The organism is Serratia marcescens (genome assembly GCF_029846115.1).
Lineage (GTDB): Bacteria > Pseudomonadota > Gammaproteobacteria > Enterobacterales > Enterobacteriaceae > Serratia > Serratia marcescens_L.
On record NZ_JARVZZ010000001.1, the window covers coordinates 797149 to 817098 of the forward strand.

At 60.5% G+C, this 19950-nt stretch carries 16 protein-coding genes; 10 read left to right on the top strand and 6 right to left on the bottom strand.

Annotated elements, in window-relative coordinates:
- Positions 1 to 19 precede the first annotated feature (19 nt).
- Complete coding sequence (argC, locus tag QDT79_RS03680) at positions 20 to 1024, bottom strand: N-acetyl-gamma-glutamyl-phosphate reductase (RefSeq protein ID WP_063991332.1); 1005 nt, start codon at positions 1022 to 1024, stop codon at positions 20 to 22.
- A gap of 216 nt (positions 1025 to 1240) precedes the next feature.
- Between argC and argE the strand changes: the two genes are divergently transcribed.
- Together argE and ppc are read left to right on the top strand one after the other, a co-directional pair.
- The gene (gene argE, locus QDT79_RS03685; RefSeq protein WP_199200150.1) at positions 1241 to 2386 is read left to right on the top strand and encodes an acetylornithine deacetylase; all 1146 of its coding nucleotides are present in this window, start codon (positions 1241 to 1243) and stop codon (positions 2384 to 2386) included.
- A 258-nt stretch (positions 2387 to 2644) separates the two neighbouring features.
- Positions 2645 to 5281 (top strand): phosphoenolpyruvate carboxylase, encoded by a 2637-nt coding sequence (gene ppc, locus QDT79_RS03690; RefSeq protein WP_308316215.1) that lies wholly within the window; start codon positions 2645 to 2647, stop codon positions 5279 to 5281.
- A 104-nt stretch (positions 5282 to 5385) separates the two neighbouring features.
- Here ppc and metF read toward each other — a convergent pair whose 3' ends face one another.
- From metF to metB, 3 genes are all read right to left on the bottom strand, one after another.
- On the bottom strand, positions 5386 to 6282 hold the full coding sequence (gene metF / locus QDT79_RS03695) for a methylenetetrahydrofolate reductase (protein WP_033645217.1): 897 nt from the start codon (positions 6280 to 6282) through the stop codon (positions 5386 to 5388).
- A 228-nt stretch (positions 6283 to 6510) separates the two neighbouring features.
- On the bottom strand, positions 6511 to 8946 hold the full coding sequence (locus QDT79_RS03700) for a bifunctional aspartate kinase/homoserine dehydrogenase II (protein ID WP_107228026.1): 2436 nt from the start codon (positions 8944 to 8946) through the stop codon (positions 6511 to 6513).
- Between the two features lie 2 nt (positions 8947 to 8948).
- Positions 8949 to 10109: a cystathionine gamma-synthase gene (gene metB, locus QDT79_RS03705; protein ID WP_025304659.1), complete on the bottom strand. Its 1161-nt coding sequence runs from the start codon at positions 10107 to 10109 to the stop codon at positions 8949 to 8951.
- Between the two features lie 304 nt (positions 10110 to 10413).
- Between metB and metJ the strand changes: the two genes are divergently transcribed.
- Positions 10414 to 10731, top strand: a complete 318-nt coding sequence (metJ, locus tag QDT79_RS03710; RefSeq protein WP_006317756.1) for a met regulon transcriptional regulator MetJ — start codon at positions 10414 to 10416, stop codon at positions 10729 to 10731.
- A 77-nt stretch (positions 10732 to 10808) separates the two neighbouring features.
- Here metJ and rpmE read toward each other — a convergent pair whose 3' ends face one another.
- Complete coding sequence (gene rpmE / locus QDT79_RS03715) at positions 10809 to 11024, bottom strand: 50S ribosomal protein L31 (RefSeq protein ID WP_004931078.1); 216 nt, start codon at positions 11022 to 11024, stop codon at positions 10809 to 10811.
- 199 nt (positions 11025 to 11223) lie between these two features.
- Between rpmE and priA the strand changes: the two genes are divergently transcribed.
- The 7 genes from priA (at position 11224) to rraA (ending at position 19269) form a co-directional block, all read left to right on the top strand.
- On the top strand, positions 11224 to 13419 hold the full coding sequence (gene priA, locus QDT79_RS03720) for a primosomal protein N' (RefSeq protein WP_033654545.1): 2196 nt from the start codon (positions 11224 to 11226) through the stop codon (positions 13417 to 13419).
- Between the two features lie 291 nt (positions 13420 to 13710).
- Entirely contained in the window at positions 13711 to 14739 is a 1029-nt protein-coding gene (cytR, locus tag QDT79_RS03725; protein WP_308316216.1) for a DNA-binding transcriptional regulator CytR, read from the top strand.
- A gap of 65 nt (positions 14740 to 14804) precedes the next feature.
- Entirely contained in the window at positions 14805 to 15728 is a 924-nt protein-coding gene (gene ftsN / locus QDT79_RS03730; protein ID WP_063991328.1) for a cell division protein FtsN, read from the top strand.
- Between the two features lie 102 nt (positions 15729 to 15830).
- Positions 15831 to 16361 carry an ATP-dependent protease subunit HslV gene (gene hslV / locus QDT79_RS03735; protein ID WP_033649891.1) on the top strand — a complete coding sequence of 177 codons (531 nt, stop codon included), beginning with the start codon at positions 15831 to 15833 and terminating at the stop codon, positions 16359 to 16361.
- A gap of 12 nt (positions 16362 to 16373) precedes the next feature.
- On the top strand, positions 16374 to 17708 hold the full coding sequence (gene hslU, locus QDT79_RS03740) for an ATP-dependent protease ATPase subunit HslU (protein WP_025304663.1): 1335 nt from the start codon (positions 16374 to 16376) through the stop codon (positions 17706 to 17708).
- Positions 17709 to 17790: 82 nt separating this feature from the next.
- Complete coding sequence (locus QDT79_RS03745; RefSeq protein ID WP_015379416.1) at positions 17791 to 18708, top strand: 1,4-dihydroxy-2-naphthoate polyprenyltransferase; 918 nt, start codon at positions 17791 to 17793, stop codon at positions 18706 to 18708.
- A 75-nt stretch (positions 18709 to 18783) separates the two neighbouring features.
- Complete coding sequence (rraA, locus tag QDT79_RS03750) at positions 18784 to 19269, top strand: ribonuclease E activity regulator RraA (RefSeq protein WP_038872664.1); 486 nt, start codon at positions 18784 to 18786, stop codon at positions 19267 to 19269.
- 60 nt (positions 19270 to 19329) lie between these two features.
- Here the strand turns inward: rraA and zapB are convergent, their stop codons facing one another.
- Positions 19330 to 19569, bottom strand: coding sequence for a septal ring assembly protein ZapB (zapB, locus tag QDT79_RS03755; protein ID WP_004931092.1), 240 nt, complete (start codon positions 19567 to 19569; stop codon positions 19330 to 19332).
- Between the last annotated feature and the right edge of the window lie 381 nt (positions 19570 to 19950).

Sequence of the window (19950 nt, forward strand, 5' to 3'; positions counted from 1 at the left end):
GCTGTTTACTCACGCTGGTTTAAAGGAGTGACTGGGTTTCCGGGAAGCCGAAACGGATATTCAGGCATTGCACCGCCTGCGCCGCCGCGCCTTTCAGCAGGTTGTCTTCCACCGCTACGGCGATCAGATGCTCGCCCTGCACCGCAAAACCGATGTCACAGAACGGCAGCCCCACCACCGCTTTCAGCGCCGGTACACCCTGGTCGTACAACCGCACCAGCGGCTTGTCGTCATAGGCGGCATGATAGGCGGCGGCGACGTCCTGCGCGGTCACGCCGGCCTTCAGGCGGCAGGTGATGGTTTCAAGGATGCCGCGCGGGAAATTGCCCAGGTGCGGCGTAAAGATGACCGGCACACCCAGGTGCGCGGCGATCTCCGGCTGGTGCCGATGAGTGAAAATACCGTACGGCTGCAGGCTCACTTCGCAGAAGCTGGTGGTCATGCTGGCCTTGCGCCCGGCGCCGCTGACGCCGCTGGTGGCGTTAATCACCGGCCACTGGTCGAGGTTCAGCAGCTGTTTTTCGATCAACGGTTTCAGCGCCAGCTGCGCCGCCGTCGGGTAACACCCCGGCACGGCAATCAGCTGCGCCTGTTTAATCTTGTCGCTCTGCCATTCCGCCAGACCGTATACCGCCTGCTCCAGCAGGGCGCCATGCTGATGTTCGAAACCGTAGTACTGGCTATAAAAACCGGCGTCCTGCACGCGGAAGGCGCCCGACAGATCGAACACCACGCAGCCCGCCGCCAGAAAGGCCGGTGCGATATCGTGGCTGACTTCATGGGCGGTGGCGAGGAACACCACGTCGATGCCCTGCGCCGCCTTGGCAACGTCGATCAACGGCTGCAGCGGCAGATCGACGATGCCTTTCAACTGGGGATGGAGATCGGAAAGCAACTTTCCTGCATCTGCACTTTGCGCTGAAACCGCTAAAGCGGTTATGTTCATGTGTGGGTGGCGATTCAGGTAAGCCGTGAGCTCCGCTCCGGCGTAACCGCTGGCACCAACGATCAGCGTATTCAACATGTGGCCTTTCACCTTCTAAACTGACGTGCGGTCGCTTGCGACCCAGGTAACAGGGCTAGCCAGCGTTGTTGCGCCGTTCACCCACGGAGCCAGGCGTTGATGCTTTTATAAACATCTGGGTATCGGGTTCCCTTATGCACCGGCTTACTGTATTTTTATTCAAAATAAATGCATGAATATTGATACTATCCTAACCAAAGGCTGTCAACAGTGAAGATGAAATTACCTCCATTTATTGAGCTGTACCGGGCGTTGATCGCCACTCCGTCAATCAGCGCCACCGATGCCGGCCTCGATCAGAGCAATGAGGCGTTAATCAACTTGCTGGCCGGATGGTTTGCCGACCTGGGCTTTCGCGTCGACGTACAGCCGGTGCCGGAATCGCGCCACAAATTCAACCTGCTGGCCAGCATCGGCGAAGGCAGCGGCGGCCTGCTGCTGGCCGGCCATACCGACACGGTGCCTTACGACGAAGGCCGCTGGACGCGCGATCCCTTCACCCTGACCGAGCACGACAACAAGCTCTACGGCCTGGGCACCGCCGACATGAAAGGCTTCTTCGCCTTTATTCTGGATGCGGTGCGCGACATCGACGCGAGCAAACTGACCAAGCCACTGTACATTCTGGCTACCGCAGATGAAGAAACGACGATGGCCGGCGCGCGTTATTTCGCCGCCTCCACCGCCATTCGTCCGGATTTCGCCATCATCGGCGAACCGACCTCGCTGCAGCCGGTGCGCGCGCACAAGGGCCACATGGCCAACGCCATTCGCATCGTCGGCCAGTCCGGCCATTCCAGCGATCCGGCGCGCGGCGTCAACGCCATCGATCTGATGCACGACTCCATCGGCCGCCTGATGGAGCTGCGTAAAACCCTGCAGGAACGCTACAACAATCCGGCGTTCGCCGTGCCTTATCCCACCATGAACTTTGGCCATATCAGCGGCGGCGACGCGGCCAACCGCATCTGTGCCTGCTGCGAGCTGCACCTGGATATCCGTCCGCTGCCCGGCATGACGCTCGACAACATCAACGAGCTGATGCATCAGGCATTGGAGCCGGTGAGCCAACGCTGGCCGGGCCGCCTGACCATCGAAGAGCTGCACGCGTCGGTGCCGGGTTACGAATGCCCGACCGACCACCGCATGGTGGCGGTGATCGAGGAACTGCTGGGCACCCGCACGCAGGTGGTCAACTACTGCACCGAAGCGCCGTTCGTACAGCAGGTCTGCCCGACGTTGGTACTCGGCCCCGGCTCCATCGATCAGGCCCACCAGCCGGACGAATACCTCGACACCGCGTTTATCGAACCGACGCGCAAACTGTTGGGCCAGCTGGTCAATCACTTTTGCCGGCAATAAACCCGACATTTAACAGGGGAAATGCTTTATGCTTTTCCCTACCTCAAAATAAGTAGAAACCGGCGAAATAAGCCACGCTGATAACCGACGCGGCGTAATTAAATTTCAGAAAAAGCGCCGATTTTGATGTTTTTTTGCTAAAAATAGTGTCAATTGACGATTGGACAGGAACGCGATGTGATCAGGCAGGCGGTCTGCGCCTGACGCGTGAAATTTATTTACAAGATAAAAATCATACAGAACTGGGTCAGGGGTTATATGAACGAACAATATTCGGCAATGCGCAGTAATGTCAGTATGCTCGGCAAATTGCTCGGCGATACCATCAAAGAAGCGCTGGGCGAGCATATTCTCGATCGCGTTGAGACCATCCGTAAGCTTTCCAAATCCTCACGCGCCGGCAACGAAGCGCATCGCCAGGAGCTGCTCTCCACCCTGCAGAACCTGTCCAACGACGAGCTGCTGCCGGTGGCGCGCGCCTTCAGCCAGTTCCTCAACCTGACCAACGTCGCCGAGCAGTACCACAGCATTTCGCCCAACGGCGAGGCCGCCAGCAACCCGGAAGCGCTGGCTCAGCTGTTCAGCCGTCTCAAAGACAAAAAGCTCAGCGACAAAGAGTTGCAGCACGCGGTGTCGCAACTCTCCATCGAGCTGGTGCTGACGGCACACCCGACGGAGATCACCCGCCGCACCCTGATCCACAAGCTGGTGGAGGTCAACACCTGCCTCAGCCAGCTCGATCACAACGATCTGGCCGACTACGAGCGCAACAAGATCATGCGCCGCCTGCGCCAACTGGTGGCCCAGTCGTGGCACACCGATGAAATTCGCAAACATCGCCCCTCCCCGATTGACGAAGCCAAATGGGGCTTCGCGGTGGTGGAAAACAGCCTGTGGGAAGGCGTGCCGGCGTTCCTGCGCGAGTTCAACGAACAGCTGGAAAACTCCATCGATTACAGCCTGCCGGCGGAAGCGGTGCCGGTGCGTTTCACCTCCTGGATGGGCGGCGACCGCGACGGCAACCCGAACGTGACCGCCGAAATTACCCGCCATGTGCTGCTGCTCAGCCGCTGGAAAGCCTGCGACCTGTTCACCCGCGATATTCAGGTGCTGGTCTCCGAGCTGTCGATGACCGAATGCACCCCGGAGCTGCGCGCCCGCGCCGGCGGTGACGAAGTTCAGGAACCGTACCGCGAAATCATGAAGCAGCTGCGCAGCCAGCTGATGAGCTCCCAGGCCTATCTGGAAGGCCGCCTGAAAGGCGAGCGCGTACTGAAACCGCACGACCTGCTGGTGAACAACGAGCAGCTGTGGGAGCCGCTGTATGCCTGCTACCAGTCGCTGCAGGCCTGCGGCATGGGCATCATCGCCAACGGTCAACTGCTGGATACCCTGCGCCGCGTGCGCTGCTTCGGTGTGCCGCTGGTGCGCATCGACGTGCGCCAGGAGAGCACCCGCCATACCGAAGCCATCGCCGAGCTGACCCGTTATCTGGGGCTGGGCGACTATGAAAGCTGGTCGGAAGCCGATAAACAGGCGTTCCTGATCCGCGAACTGAACTCCAAACGCCCGCTGGTGCCGCTGAAATGGCAACCGAGCGCCGATACGCAGGAAGTGCTGGAAACCTGCCGGGTGATCGCCGAAGCGCCGCAGGGCTCGATCGCCGCCTACGTGATTTCGATGGCGCGCACGCCTTCCGACGTGCTGGCGGTGCACCTGCTGCTGAAAGAGGCCGGCTGCCCGTTCGCGCTGCCGGTCGCCCCGCTGTTCGAAACCCTCGACGATCTGAACAACGCCGACGACGTGATGACCCAGTTGCTGAACATCGACTGGTATCGCGGCTTTATTCAAGGCAAACAGATGGTAATGATCGGCTACTCCGACTCGGCGAAAGACGCCGGCGTGATGGCCGCCTCCTGGGCGCAGTACCGTGCGCAGGACGCGTTGATCAAAACCTGCGAAAAGGCCGGCGTGGCGCTGACGCTGTTCCACGGCCGAGGCGGCTCCATCGGCCGCGGCGGCGCACCGGCGCATGCGGCGCTGCTGTCGCAGCCGCCGGGCAGCCTGAAGGGCGGCCTGCGCGTCACCGAACAGGGTGAGATGATCCGCTTCAAATTCGGCCTGCCGGAGGTCACCATCAGCAGCCTGGCGCTGTATGCCGGCGCGATCCTCGAGGCCAACCTGCTGCCGCCGCCGGAACCGAAGAAAGAATGGCGGGCGTTGATGGACGACCTGTCCGAGACTTCCTGCCGGATGTATCGCGGCTACGTGCGTGAAAACCCGGACTTCGTGCCTTACTTCCGCGCGGCCACGCCGGAGCTGGAGCTGGGTAAACTGCCGCTGGGCTCACGCCCGGCCAAACGCAAGCCGAACGGCGGCGTGGAGAGCCTGCGCGCCATTCCGTGGATCTTCGCCTGGACGCAGAACCGCCTGATGCTGCCGGCCTGGCTCGGCGCCGGTGCCGGATTGCAGGAAGCGGTGAAAGCCGGTAAGCAGGCGGAACTGGAGGCGATGTGTCGCGACTGGCCGTTCTTCTCCACCCGCATCGCCATGCTGGAAATGGTGTTCGCCAAGGCCGACCTGTGGCTGGCGGAATACTACGATCAGCGCCTGGTGGATAAATCGTTGTGGCCGCTGGGCCAACAGCTGCGCGAGCAGCTGGAAAGCGACATCAAGGTGGTGCTGACCATCGCCAACGATGCCCACCTGATGGAAGACCTGCCGTGGATCGCCGAATCCATCGCGCTGCGCAACGTTTATACCGACCCGCTGAACGTCTTGCAGGCCGAGCTGCTGCACCGTTCACGCCAGCAGGATCAGCCGGACGCCCGCGTTGAGCAAGCGCTGATGGTCACCATCGCCGGCGTCGCCGCCGGGATGCGCAACACCGGCTAGTGAGCCTAATCGCGGCCCCGTTTATCGGGGCCGTTTTTTTATGTTTCCCCACAAAAAAAGGGCGCCGCGGTAAAGCGGCGCCCTTTTTCAACAGAACAGGCCTGTCAGGCGGCGGCCACCGGGCGCACGCCCAGCGTGTGGCAGATCGCGTAGCTCATCTCTGCACGGTTCAGCGTATAGAAGTGGAAATCTTTCACCCCTTCGCGGCTGAGGATCTTCACCATGTCCATGGCGATGTTGGCGCCGACCATTTTGCGGGTCTCCGCATCGTCGTCCAGCCCTTCGAACATGCTGGTCATCCAGCTTGGCACCCGCACGTTGGTCATGGTGGCGAAACGCTGCAGCTGCTTGAAGTTGGACACCGGCAGAATGCCCGGCACGATTTCCACGTCGATACCGGCGGCGACGCAGCGGTCGCGAAAACGCAGGTAGCTCTCGACGTCAAAGAAGAACTGGGTGATGGCGCGGCTGGCGCCGGCGTCGATCTTGCGCTTCAGGTTGATTAAATCGGCCTGGGCGCTCTTCGCCTCCGGGTGCACTTCCGGGTAGGCGGCGACGGAAATGTCGAAGTCGCCCACGTCTTTCAGCAGCGCCACCAGATCGGTCGCGTACATTTCCGGCTTGCCGCCGCCCGGCGGCAGATCGCCACGCAGCGCCACGATATGGCGGATGCCGCTGTTCCAGTAATCGGTCGCGATGTCGCGCAGCTGCGCCGGGCTGGCGTCGATGCAGGTCAGGTGCGGCGCCGCCTCCAGGCCAGTGCGTTCCTTGATCCCCTTGATGATGCTGTGGGTGCGATCGCGCTCGCCGGAGTTGGCACCGTAGGTGACGGAAACGAATTTGGGTTTGAGGATGCTCAGACGATCGATCGACTGCCACAGGGTCTCCTCCATCTCGCTGGTGCGCGGCGGGAAGAACTCGAATGATACGTTAATCTGGCCGTTCAACTCCGCCAGACTCTGATTCAGCGCTTCCCGCTGGTTTGCGTGGAAAAAACTCATACCCTGCTCACCTCTTATCGATCACTGTTTTTATTTCATCTTGATGAGCGTCTATACGTTTAGACGTCTAGATAGAAAATGCCGCATGTTGGCTAAAGAGTCAACAGGAAAATGAGGGGAATAAGATGATTAATCCTCACCCGCTCAACGAGGGAATTTCATGACGGCGACAGGGATAAGTATGGCAGTAAAAGCAAAGGGGCGCGGTGAACCCGCGCCCGCAGAGGATTAAAGCAGCTGCGCCAACCGGTTAAGGTCTGACTGGATCGCGCCGGCGGTCACGTCGCGGCCGGCGCCCGGCCCGCGGATCACCAGCGGATTATCGCGATACCAGCGGCTTTCGATGGCGAACACATTGTCGCACGGCAGCAGCGAGGCCAGCGGATGCTCAGGACGCACCGCCTCCACGCCGACCCGCGCCTTGCCGTTGGCGTCGAAACGCGCCACGTGACGCAGCACCAGGCCCATTTCGCTGGCGGCCTCAAAGCGCTGCTGCATCTGCTGGTTCAGCGCCTCGCCGTTCTCGAAGAACTGATCGACGGAACCCTGCTCGCAGCCCGCCGGCACCAGCGACTCGACCCGCACCTGGTTCGGTTCGATGTCGTAGCCCGCCTCGCGTGCCAGGATCACCAGCTTGCGCATCACGTCCTGACCGGAGAGATCAACCCGCGGATCCGGTTCGGTCAGCCCCTGCTGCCAGGCCTGATCCACCAGCTCGGTGAAAGGCACCGTGCCGTCATACTGCAAGAACAGCCAGGAAAGCGTGCCGGAGAAGATGCCGCTGATCGCCAAAATGCTGTCGCCGCTGTCGCGCAGATCGCGCACCGTATGGTTGACCGGCAGGCCGGCGCCAACGGTGGCGTTATACAGCCAGTGGCGGCCGGTTTTGGCGAAGGCGTCGCGAATTTGGCGATAGGTATCGCTGCATGAGGCACCCGCCAGCTTGTTGGCGCCGATCACGTGGAAACCGTAGCTGGCGAAATCCAGATACTGCCCGGCCAGCTCTTCGCTGGCGGTCACGTCGAGCACCACCAGATCGTCGAACGGGTGCGCGCGCATCCACAGGAACAGCGACTCTTCGTCGAGCGCCTGCGCCTCGTCCTCAAAGAACGCCAATGCGCGGCTGGCATCCAGTCCGTCGTAGTTCAGCAGGCTGCGGCGGCTGTCCACCACCCCCGCCAGGATAAATTCGAAACCGCTGCGCGCGGAAATATTGGTCTGCTCGCGGGCAAACAGCTCCAGCCAGCGCGACCCGATGTTGCCCTTGCCGAACAGCACCAGACCGATGCGCTTCTCGGCGCGGAACAGGCTTTGGTGCAGCCCCTGAATCAGCAGCGCGGTCGGCCCCTGGCGCAATACCGCCACCAGGCTGATGCCATCTTCCGCCTGCCAAATAAACTCGACCGGCTGATCTTTCAGCTGCTGATAGAAACGGTGGCTGTGCAGCGGGTTCTTGCAAACCCCGGCGCCGACCATCGCCACCAGCGCCAACCCTTCGCGCAGGTGCAGTTCACCCGGCAGCGCCGAGGCCTGCAGGGTCGCCAGCGCGCTGTTGACCACCTCGGAGGTGTAGCACAGCTGCACCCGATTGCGGTCAGGATGAATGCCCACCGCCAGCGGTTTGATCTGCGCGCGCTTGAGCACCAGATCCAACTCTTTCTGCGCCAGTTTGAAGTCGTGCTGAGCGGCGACGTGCAGCTCAATCAGACACACGTCATCGTGGCTGGTGACAATCTTGGCGCCGGTGCCGGACGCCAATACGCGCTCGATGCGCGTCGAGCCCTGCTCCGGCTGGTAGCTGCAGCGCAGCTGAAGATCGATATCGCTGCCGGAGACCGGCTGCAGGGTACGGGTATGCAGCACCGGCGCCGCCAGGCGCGCCAGCTCGCTGGCTTCGTCCAGGCGCAGCAGCGGCAACAGGCAGGCGTCTTTCACCTTGCGCGGGTCGGCGCTGTATACCCCGGCCACGTCGCTCCAGATGGTGACGCGCGCCGCGCCGGCCAACGCGCCGACCTGAGTGGCAGAGTAATCGCTGCCGTTACGTCCCAACAGCACGGTTTCCCCGGCGTCGTTACGCGAAATGAAGCCGGTCACCACCAGGCGTTTGCCCGGATGTTGAGCCAACAATTGCTGCAGCAGCGGATAAGAACGGCCTTCATCCACCTGTGGCTGCGCGGCGCGCTCGGCGCGCAGGAAATCACGCGCGTCCAGCCAGGCCGCCTGCATATCCAGGTGGTTGAGCACCGCCGCCATCAGGCGCGCCGACCAGATCTCGCCGTGCCCGACCACTTCGGCATAGCACACCTCGTCGACCTTGCCGTCCAGCAGCACCGCCAGACGTTCCAGATCCTGAATGAACTCGGCGATCAGCGGCTCGGCGCTTTCCGCCGGCAGCAGGCCGCCGATAAGATCGCTGTGATAGCGACGCAACGTCTGCTGCACCTGGTGCGCAGACAGGCGATCGCTCTGGCTGAGCTTCAGCCAGTTGATCAACTGGTTGGTGGTACTGCCGGCGGCCGATACCACCATCATGTCGCCCGGCTGGCTGTATTCCGCCATAATCCCGGCCACACGCAGATAACACTTCACATCCGCCAGACTGCTGCCGCCAAACTTGTGCAGTTGACGCCCGCTCACCGGCCCTGCTACAGCAATTGCATTCATGCTTACCTCGTTGCCGCCGCCTGGAACGCGCGTTCCAGATCGGCAATCAAATCTTCACTGTCTTCAATACCCACGGAAATGCGCAGCAGGCTCTCGGAGATGCCGGCCGCTGCCCGCGCCTCCGCCGCCATGCCGGCGTGGGTCATGGTCGCTGCATGCGAGATCAGGCTTTCTACGCCGCCCAGCGATTCTGCCAGAGTAAACAGCTCAAGGGCAGAGAGAAAACGGCGCAGCACCGCTTCATCGCCGTCCAGTTCAAAACTCAGCATCGCGCCGAAGCCGCGCTGCTGCCGGCGGGCGATCTCATGCCCCGGATTTTCCGGCAGGGAGGGATGATACAGCTTTTTCACCAGCGGTTGCTGCTGTAAATAGCCGACAATCGCTTCGGCGTTTTGCTGCGCCGCCTTGATGCGTGGCGACAGCGTGCGCATGCCGCGCAGCAGCAGATAGCTGTCGAACGCGCCGCCGGTCACGCCGATATTGTTCGCCCACCAGGCCAATTCGACCGCCAGCTCGGGATCTTTGGCAATCACCGCGCCGGCCACCACGTCCGAATGCCCGTTCAGGTATTTGGTGCAAGAATGGACCACCAGATCGGCACCGAGTTCGATCGGCTGTTGCAGGGCCGGGCTGAGGAAGGTGTTGTCCACCACCGTCAACGCGCCCGCCGCGTGTGCGGCGGCGCAGATCGCCGCGATGTCCACCACCCGCAGCAGCGGATTGCTGGGGCTTTCAATCAGCACCAGCTTCGGCTTTTGCGCCAGCGCCTGCTGCAGGGCGGCTTCATTACCCTGATCGACGAACAGCACGCGATAGGCGCCACGCTTGCTCAGGCTGTCGAACAACCGATAGCTGCCGCCGTAACAGTCGTGCGGCGCCACCAGCAGATCGCCCGGCTTCAACAGCACGGTGGTCACCAGATGGATCGCCGACATCCCGCTGCCGGTCATCACCGCGCCGGCGCCGCCTTCCAGCTCCGCCAACGCGCGTTGCACCACGTCGCGCGTCGGGTTGCCGCGGCGCGAGTAATCATGGGCTCGGGGTTGGTTGAAGTCGGTAAAGTTATAGGTGCTGGACAAATGAATCGGCGGGACAACGCAGCCATACTGTTCGTCGTCGTTCAGGCCGCTGCGTACGGCAATCGTGGCTGGTTTACGCGTCATGGGCTCGCTCGGCTCTCGGTTCGGTGAATGAGGCCTAAAGAGTAATCGCAGGATTGATAGACGTCAATACATCTGGACATCTAAACTTCTCTGCGTATAGATTGAGCAATGGCACAATACCCGCTAAAATTATGCCGATATGACATGACGATAAGATGTTAAGCCACAATGTCCGGCCAAGGCGGGGCATTCAGTGACCCTGGTCGCGTAAAATTGACATTTATTTAGTGAGAACAGTGAAGATCGGGCATAATTGGCCGGTTTTTAGAATTTTGTAATTTTTCTGACAAAGTTAAGGTGTCCCATGGCTGAGTGGAACGGCGAGTATGTCAGCCCTTACGCTGAACACGGTAAAAAAAGCGAGCAAGTCAAAAAGATCACGGTATCCATTCCGCTGAAGGTCCTGAAAATCCTCACCGACGAACGGACCCGTCGCCAGGTGAACAACCTGCGCCACGCCACCAACAGCGAACTGCTGTGCGAAGCGTTTCTGCATGCCTTTACCGGCCAGCCGCTGCCGAACGATGAAGACCTGCGCAAAGAGCGCAGCGATGAAATCCCGGAAGCCGCAAAAGTGTTGATGCGCGAACTGGGTGTCGATCCCGATACCTGGGAATATTGAGAACCGCCCGGCGAACGCCGGCGGCAGAAACGAAAAAAGGCGCCAAAGGCGCCTTTTTCATCGGACGATAAGAAATCTTATTTCTTAGCGCCTGGTACGCTGAAACGCTTGTTGAAGCGGTCAACGCGGCCACCGGTAGCAACGTCACGCTGCTTGCCAGTGTAGAACGGGTGGCATGCGCCACAAACGTCCAGGTTCAGATCGTGGCCCACGGTGGAGCGGATCTTCATCACGTTACCGCAAGAGCAGTTAGCAGTAACTTCTTCGTATTTTGGGTGGATACCTTGTTTCATGGGAAACCTCAGTTAAGGCCGTGTCGCTATCCAGCCCTGTTTCGCCAGACACCACACGTGGTTGATAATAGAATTTTGGTATCGAATTATACCAAAGGCGGCAAATTATACAGCATTAGTCGGGGCGCGCAATCGGAACCGTACATTTGCCGATGCGCCGTGTAAACTGATGCCCACTTTTTTCAATTTGGATGAGATCATGCCCGTCGTACACGTTGCCTTGCCGGTTCCCCTCGCCCGCACCTTCGACTATCTGCTGCCGCCCGGCATGCAGCCGGTGGCCGGCGCGCGCGTGGGCGTCCCTTGGGGCAGGCAGCATGCGATCGGCATCGTCACCGGCTGCAGCGACACCAGCGAACTGCCGCTGGACAAGCTCAAACCGATCGACAGCGTGATCGACGCCGAGTCGCTGTTCTCCCCCAGCCTGTGGCGCATCCTGCGCTGGGCCAGCGATTACTATCACTACCCCATAGGCGAAGTGCTGTTTCACGCGCTGCCGATCCTGCTGCGGCAAGGCAAACCGGCCGAAGCCGCGCCGCTGTGGCAATGGTTCGCCACCGAAGAGGGGCGCGCCACCCCGCCCGAAAGCCTGAAACGCGCGCCGAAACAGCAGCAGGCGCTGGCGGCGCTGCTGCAACGCCCGGTCTACCGCCATCAGGTCAGCCAGCTGGAACTGACGGAAAGCGCCCTGCAGGCGCTGCGTGCCAAAGGGCTGATCGATCTGCGCGCTCAGGTCGCGGATACGCACGACTGGCGCCCCAATTTCGCGGTGCTCGGCGAGCGGCTGCGGCTGAACACTGAACAGGCTACCGCCGTCGGGGCGATCAGAAGCGAGGATGAGCAGTTCGCCGCCTGGCTGCTGGCCGGGGTGACCGGCTCCGGCAAAACCGAGGTCTACCTCAGCGTGCTGGAGAACGTGCTGGCCAAAGGCCGGCAGGCGCTGGTGCTGGTGCCGGAAATCGGCCTGACGCCGCAAACCATCGCCCGCTTTCGCGAGCGCTTCAACGCGCCGGTAGACGTGCTGCACTCCGGGCTGAACGACAGCGAGCGGCTGGCGGTTTGGCTGCGCGCGCGCAGCGGCGAAGCCGCCATCGTCATCGGCACCCGTTCGGCGCTGTTCACGCCGTTCCGTCAGCTGGGCGTGATCATCATCGACGAAGAGCACGACAGCTCTTATAAACAGCAGGAAGGCTGGCGCTATCACGCCCGCGATCTGGCGGTGTTCCGCGCCCGGGAAGAGGACATCCCGATGGTGATGGGCTCCGCGACCCCGGCATTGGAAACGCTGCACAACGTGCAACTGGGCAAATATCGCCAGTTGAAGCTCACCCAGCGCGCGGGCAACGCCAAACCGGCGGCGCAGCACCTGATCGATCTGAAGGGGCTGCCGCTGAAAGTCGGCCTGTCGCAACCGCTGCTGAAGAGCATGCAGCACCATTTAAAGGCCGGCAATCAAGTGATGTTGTTCCTCAACCGCCGCGGTTACGCCCCGGCGCTGCTGTGCCACGAATGCGGCTGGATCGCCGAGTGCCAACGCTGCGATCACTACTACACCTTCCACCAGCACCAGCGTCAGCTGCGTTGCCACCACTGCGACAGCCAGCGGCCGGTGCCGCACCAGTGCCCGCAGTGCGGCTCTACCCACCTGGTGTCGGTCGGCGTCGGCACCGAACAGCTGGAGCAGGAGCTGGCGCCGCTGTTCCCCGATACGCCGATCACCCGCATCGATCGCGACACCACCAGCCGCAAGGGAGCGCTTGAGCAGCACCTGGCGGATATCCATCGCGGCGAAGCGCGCATTCTGATCGGCACGCAAATGCTGGCCAAGGGCCACCATTTTCCCGACGTCACCCTGGTGGCGTTGCTGGACGTGGACGGTGCGCTGTTCTCCGCCGACTTCCGCTCCGCCGAGCGTTTCGCCCAGCTGTATACCCAGGTCTCCGGCCGGGCCGGCCGCGCAGGCAAACAGGGGGAAGTGCTGCTGCAAACCCACCATCCGGAGCATCCGCTGCTGCAGGTGCTGCTGCAACAGGGTTACGACGCCTTCGCCAAACAGACGCTGGCGGAGCGCAACAGCGTGTTTCTGCCGCCTTACACCAGCCACATCATCGTGCGCGCCGAAGATCACGATAACCAGCAGGCTCCGCTATTCCTGCAGCAACTGCGCAACCTGCTGGAAGCCAGCCCGCTGAAGGACGATTCGCTGTGGGTAATGGGACCGGTGCCGGCGCTGCAGTCCAAACGCGGCGGCCGTTTCCGCTGGCAGCTGCTGCTGCAGCACCCGACGCGGCGCGTCCTGCAACAGCTGATGAAAAGCTCGCTGCCGCTGATCGGCACCCTGCCGCAAACGCGCAAGGTGAAATGGACGCTGGATGTCGATCCGATCGACAGCTGATCCCGGAAAAGTCCGATTTAGCTGCCGCAGTGCAAACGTTTACCCTTGAAATTGCGAGCGAACGCTAAAAAACCTTCTCAGGTCACATTTTTTATGCAAATTAGGTAACAAAGGCGGGACATATTCTGTTTAGAATGTCTGCGAGGGCAAATTTTGTCGCCACATCGCAGCGCGACGGAGTGCCCGAACGCGAGTGGCGCTCAATGACAACAATCTCGCCACCGCATGCCGGACATTGTGAGCAAACAGCAGTAGTGGCGTCGGCATGGGGCTGACGCAAGGAGAAAGGCGTTGGAACACAAGAAAGAGTTATCCATGGCGACCATGAAAGACGTCGCCGAAATGGCGGGCGTTTCAACGGCTACCGTATCGCGTGCGCTGATGAACCCGGAAAAGGTGTCAACGCCGACGCGCCAAAAGGTGGAACAGGCCGTGCTGGCCGTGGGTTATTCTCCTCATGCTCTGTCACGCAATATCAAGCGCAACGAATCCCGCACCATCCTGGTGATCGTGCCCGACATCTGCGATCCGTTTTTCGCCGATGTGATCCAGGGGATCGAACAGACCGCTGCCCAGCAAGGCTATCTGGTGCTGATCGGCGACTGCGCCCAGCAAAATCAGCAAGAGCGTACCTTCGTCAATCTGATCATCACCAAACAGATCGACGGCATGTTGCTGCTGGGCTCCAACCTGCCGTTCGACGCCAGCAAGGAAGAACAGCGCAACCTGCCGCCGATGGTGATGGCCAACGAATTCGCCCCCGAGCTGGAACTGCCGACGGTGCATATCGACAACCTGACCGCCGCCTTTGAAGCCGTGCATTATTTGCATCAATTGGGCCACCGGCAGATCGCCTGTATCGCCGGGCCGGAACAGATGCCGCTGAGCCATTATCGGCTGCAGGGTTACGTTCAAGCGCTACGTCGTAATGGCATTACCGTCGAAAGCAGCTATATTACCCGGGGTGATTTTACCTACGAAGCCGGCGCGCAAGCGCTGACGGCGCTGATAGCTCAGCCGAAACCGCCGACGGCGGTGTTCTGCCACAGCGACGTCATGGCGATCGGCGTGCTGTCCCAGGCGAAGAAAATGGGGCTGCGGGTACCGCAGGATCTGTCGATCGTCGGCTTTGACGACCTCAAGCTGGCGCAGTATTGCGATCCGCCGCTGACCACGGTGGCGCAGCCGCGCTTCCAGATCGGCCAGCAGGCGATGTTGTTGCTGTTGGAGCAGTTGAACGGCCAGACGGTGGCCAGCGGCTCCCGGCTATTGGACAGTGAATTGATTATCAGAGGCAGCACCGCTGCCCCGAAACGCTAGTCAAATATTTTAGGGTTCAGTAACATGACGGACTTATCCTTTCATCAGGACACAGCGGAATAATAGTGGCACAAAAAGACTATGTAAGCCGTGGGCGCGCAGCAGGAGCTAAGCGTAAAACCCCCAGCCGTAAAAAACGCAGTTCTCCGAAGGTTTCCAAAACCGTGCTGGCGTTAGCCGCCGCGTTGCTGGTTGTCTTTGTCGGTGGCCTCTATTTCATTACGCACAACAAGCCGGAAGACGCGCCGTTGTTGCCTGCGCACACCACGCGCCCCGGCAACGGCCTGCCGCCGAAGCCGGAAGAGCGCTGGCGCTACATCAAAGAGCTGGAAAATCGGCAGATCGGCGTGCAAACCCCGACCGAACCGACGGCCGGCGGCGAGCTCAACTCCAAAACTCAGTTGACCGCCGAACAGCGGCAGCTGCTGGAGCAGATGCAGGCCGACATGCAGCAGCGCCCGACGCAGCTGAACGAAGTGCCGTATAACGATCCGGGCCAGGCCAACGCGCGCAGCAACCGCCAGCAGCAGCAGATGCAACAACAGCAAATGCAGCAGCAACCTGTGCAGGTCAGCCAGCCGCCGCGCAACCCGTTCAACAACGGGGCCACCACCGCGCCGGTGCAGCAGCACCCGCAGCCAAAACCGACTACCCAACAACCGGTGCAGGTGAAACAGCCTGAGCCGAAGCCGCAACCGAAGCCGGAGCCGAAACCGGAAGTGAAACAGGAAACGGCCAAGCAGGAAACCAAACCGGAGTCGAAGCAGAAGTGGATGGTGCAATGCGGTTCATTCCGCGCCACCGATCAGGCTGAATCCGTGCGCGCGCGCCTGGCGTTCGAAGGCATCGAGAGCCGCATCACCGCCGGCGGCGGTTGGAATCGCGTCGTGCTCGGCCCTTACAGCAGCCGCGCCGCCGCGGACAAAACCCTTTCGCGCCTGAAGGGCGTCGGCATGTCGAGTTGCATTCCCCTCTCCGTTGGGGGTTGAAAAGCGTCAATCCCCCCCCATCTATACTCTCAATATGCCTCGTAGCGTCTGCGAAAGCAGGCGCTGCGGGGACTTCTTTCCGTCTTTAACGAGGGTCTGCTCGTGACAACAATTGTAAGCGTACGCCGCAACGGCCAGGTCGTCATCGGTGGTGATGGCCAGGCAACCCTGGGTAATACGGTGATGAAGGGTAACGTCAAGAAAGTGCGTCGCCTGTATAACGACAAAGTGATCGCCGGTTTCGCTGGTGGCACCGCTGACGCCTTCACGCTGTTTGAACTGTTTGAACGCAAACTGGAAATGCATCAGGGCCATCTGGTGAAAGCCGCCGTCGAGCTGGCGAAAGACTGGCGCACCGATCGCATGCTGCGCAAGCTCGAAGCGCTGCTGGCGGTCGCCGATGAAAACGCTTCGCTGATCATCACCGGCAACGGCGATGTGGTGCAGCCGGAAAACGATCTGATCGCCATCGGCTCCGGCGGCCCGTACGCCCAGGCCGCAGCCCGCGCCATGTTGGAAAATACCGAGCTGAGCGCCCGCGACATCGTTGAGAAATCCCTCAACATCGCCGGCGACATCTGTATTTACACCAACCATTTCCACACCATTGAAGAATTGCCTTCCAAAGCGTAAGGATCGAATACCATGTCTGAAATGACCCCGCGCGAGATCGTCAGCGAACTGGACAGCTATATCATTGGCCAAAACAAGGCCAAACGCGCTGTCGCCATTGCCCTGCGCAACCGCTGGCGCCGGATGCAGCTCAACGAGATGCTGCGCCACGAAGTGACCCCGAAAAACATTCTGATGATCGGCCCGACCGGTGTCGGTAAAACCGAAATCGCCCGTCGTCTGGCGAAGCTGGCCAACGCGCCGTTCATCAAGGTTGAAGCCACCAAGTTCACCGAAGTGGGCTATGTGGGCAAAGAAGTGGATTCCATCATCCGCGATCTGACCGATGCCGCCATCAAAATGGTGCGCATGCAGTCGATCGAGAAAAACCGCACCCGTGCCGAAGAGTTGGCCGAAGAGCGCATTCTCGACGTGCTGATCCCGCCGGCCAAGAACAACTGGGGCCAGCCGGAAGAGCATCAGGAGCCGTCCGCCGCCCGCCAGGCATTCCGCAAGAAACTGCGCGAAGGCCAGTTGGACGACAAAGAGATCGAAATCGATCTGGCCGCCGCGCCGATGGGCGTGGAAATCATGGCGCCTCCGGGCATGGAAGAGATGACCAACCAGCTGCAGTCGATGTTCCAGAACCTCGGCGGCCAGAAGCAAAAGCCGCGCAAGGTGAAGATCAAAGAAGCCTTCAAGCTGCTGGTGGAAGAAGAAGCCGCCAAGCTGGTGAACCCGGAAGAGCTGAAAGAGCAGGCGATCGAAGCGGTTGAACAGCACGGCATCGTGTTTATCGACGAGATCGACAAAATCTGTAAGCGCGGCGGCCAGAGCTCCGGCCCGGACGTCTCGCGCGAAGGCGTGCAGCGCGATCTGCTGCCGCTGGTGGAAGGCTGCACCGTGTCGACCAAGCACGGTATGGTGAAGACCGACCACATCCTGTTCATCGCTTCCGGCGCATTCCAGACCGCCAATCCGTCGGATCTGATCCCGGAACTGCAGGGCCGTCTGCCGATCCGCGTTGAGCTGCAGGCGCTGACTACCGAAGACTTCGAGCGCATCCTGACCGAACCGAGCGCGTCGCTGACCGAGCAGTACAAAGCGCTGATGGGCACCGAAGGCGTCAACATCGAGTTCACCGCCGACGGCATCCGCCGCATCGCCGAAGCCGCGTGGCAGGTCAACGAAAGCACCGAGAACATCGGCGCGCGTCGTCTGCACACCGTGCTGGAGCGTCTGATGGAAGATATTTCCTACGATGCGAGTGAAATTAATGGCCAATCCATTACAATTGATGCGGATTACGTGCGCAGTCATCTGGATGAACTGGTGGCGGATGAAGATTTGAGTCGTTTTATCCTATAATCGCTCAATCATTGTCTTGTCAGTCATCTGTGTGGGAGGCATTGCCTCCCACAATTATTTGTAACGGACACAGAAGCGAAACATGAGCTCATCAACCTCCACCACCCCGATCTCCGCCTGGCTGGAAAGTCTACGCCCCCGCACCCTGCCGTTGGCTTTTGCCTCCATCGTGGTCGGCTCGGCCATCGCCGCCTGGCACGGCAGCCTGAAACCTGAAGTGGCGCTGCTGGCGCTGTTGACCGCCGGCCTGCTGCAGATCCTCTCCAACCTGGCGAACGACTACGGCGATGCGGTCAAAGGCAGCGACAAAGAAGATCGCATCGGGCCCTTGCGCGGCATGCAAAAAGGCATGATCACCCAGGCGCAGATGAAACGGGCGCTGGTGGTGACGGTGGTGCTGATCGCCCTCGCCGGCTGTTCGCTGATCGCCGTCGCCTGCGAGCAACCCAGCGACGTAGTGGGCTTCCTGGTGCTGGGCGGGCTGTCTATCGTGGCGGCCATCACCTATACCGTCGGCAACAAGCCCTACGGGTATTTGGGGCTGGGCGACATCTCGGTGCTGGTGTTCTTCGGCTGGCTAAGCGTAGCCGGCACCTACTATCTGCAAACGCACACCTTCGACAGCGTCGTGATGCTGCCGGCCACCGCCTGCGGTCTGCTGGCGACGGCGGTGCTCAACATCAACAATCTGCGCGATATCGAGAGCGATCGCGAAAACGGCAAGAACACGCTGGCGGTGCGTCTCGGCCCGCACAAGGCGCGCATTTACCATGCCCTGCTGCTCGGCGGCGCGGTGCTGTGTTTCGCGCTGTTTACGCTGTTCAATCTCCACAGCCCGTGGGGCTGGCTGTTCGTGCTGGCGATCCCGCTGTTGGTGCGTCACGGCCTGCGCGTACTGCGCGATCCGACGCCGGTCGGCATGCGGCCGATGCTGGAGCACATGGTCAAGGCGGCGTTGCTGGCCAACCTGCTGTTCGCCATCGGCGTGGCGCTCAGTTAAAAACTGATGATTTTGCCAACAGGGCGAATAAAGGGATATACTGAACATTCCAGCGGCAAACAGACGTAAAATCCTATGAAATACGATACTTCCGAACTTTGCGACATCTATCATGAAGAGGTGAACGTTGTTGAACCTCTGTTCTCCAATTTTGGCGGGCGTACTTCATTTGGCGGGCAGATCACCACGGTGAAATGCTTTGAGGATAACGGCCTGTTGTTCGATCTGCTTGAAGAAAACGGCCGCGGCCGCGTGCTGTTGGTCGACGGCGGCGGGTCGGTACGCCGGGCGCTGATCAACGCCGAACTGGCGCGCCTGGCCGCCCAGAACGAATGGGAAGGCATCGTGGTGTACGGCGCGGTGCGTCAGGTGGACGATCTGGAAGAGCTCGACATCGGCATTCAGGCGATGGCGGCGATCCCGGTGGGTGCCGTGAGCGAAGGCGTGGGCGAAAGCGATATCCGCGTCAACTTCGGTGGCGTCACCTTCTTCTCCGGCGATCACCTGTATGCCGACAACACCGGCATCATCCTCTCCGAAGACCCGCTCGACATCGAGTGATTTTCGGTCATGAAAAAGGGCGCCTGAGGCGCCCTTTTCGTTGCTGCATGGCGTGAGGAATCAGACCTCTTCCATTTTGCCCAGCAGAGCGCGCAGGCGATCTTGCCATACGTGCTGTTCTTCTTTCAGCTGTTGGTTTTCGCGCACCAGCGCTTCGTGGTTGCCGGAGGCAGCCTGAACTTCCTGCGACAGAGAATTGTTTTTGTCTTTCAGCTCTTCAATTTCCATCTGCAACAAGGTGATGGTATCAATCGCCTGCTGTACTTTTGCTTCCAGTTTCTCAAATACTTCAAATGACATGCTTCAGTCCCCTCATGATAGCAAGGCGTACATCTATAAGTAGCGGCCGCAACATCGGCTGCAGCTACTGCGAATATTGCATCGCGCTCAGTGACGCGCGCCGTTACGGAAGGCGCGCCAGTCTCGATTCGTTAAAAACGATTGTAAGTAGCCAGTCTCCGCCTGTCTAGCAACATACCGGATCATCGCGCAGTCTGTTGCAATTTTCCTGCCCCCGCCATCAGCAAAAACTGAAAATCCCCGCCGCCGCCACCGCGAGTTGTTAACAACCCTCGCCAAACCACTGGTCAGATCACACTTTTATGGCTCAGAAAGAACACTAAACGACGCGAAATCGCTCAATTTTATGACGCGCCACACACATTTTGATTTCGCTATTTC

What these genes read in the sequence shown, in the direction of transcription:
- argC (WP_063991332.1), bottom strand. Translation starts at nt 1,024, where the DNA reads ATGTTGAATACGCTGATCGTTGGTGCCAGCGGTTACGCCGGAGCGGAG.
- argE (WP_199200150.1), top strand. Translation starts at nt 1,241, where the DNA reads ATGAAATTACCTCCATTTATTGAGCTGTACCGGGCGTTGATCGCCACT.
- ppc (WP_308316215.1), top strand. Translation starts at nt 2,645, where the DNA reads ATGAACGAACAATATTCGGCAATGCGCAGTAATGTCAGTATGCTCGGC.
- metF (WP_033645217.1), bottom strand. Translation starts at nt 6,282, where the DNA reads ATGAGTTTTTTCCACGCAAACCAGCGGGAAGCGCTGAATCAGAGTCTG.
- QDT79_RS03700 (WP_107228026.1), bottom strand. Translation starts at nt 8,946, where the DNA reads ATGAATGCAATTGCTGTAGCAGGGCCGGTGAGCGGGCGTCAACTGCAC.
- metB (WP_025304659.1), bottom strand. Translation starts at nt 10,109, where the DNA reads ATGACGCGTAAACCAGCCACGATTGCCGTACGCAGCGGCCTGAACGAC.
- metJ (WP_006317756.1), top strand. Translation starts at nt 10,414, where the DNA reads ATGGCTGAGTGGAACGGCGAGTATGTCAGCCCTTACGCTGAACACGGT.
- rpmE (WP_004931078.1), bottom strand. Translation starts at nt 11,024, where the DNA reads ATGAAACAAGGTATCCACCCAAAATACGAAGAAGTTACTGCTAACTGC.
- priA (WP_033654545.1), top strand. Translation starts at nt 11,224, where the DNA reads ATGCCCGTCGTACACGTTGCCTTGCCGGTTCCCCTCGCCCGCACCTTC.
- hslU (WP_025304663.1), top strand. Translation starts at nt 16,374, where the DNA reads ATGTCTGAAATGACCCCGCGCGAGATCGTCAGCGAACTGGACAGCTAT.
- QDT79_RS03745 (WP_015379416.1), top strand. Translation starts at nt 17,791, where the DNA reads ATGAGCTCATCAACCTCCACCACCCCGATCTCCGCCTGGCTGGAAAGT.
- rraA (WP_038872664.1), top strand. Translation starts at nt 18,784, where the DNA reads ATGAAATACGATACTTCCGAACTTTGCGACATCTATCATGAAGAGGTG.
- zapB (WP_004931092.1), bottom strand. Translation starts at nt 19,569, where the DNA reads ATGTCATTTGAAGTATTTGAGAAACTGGAAGCAAAAGTACAGCAGGCG.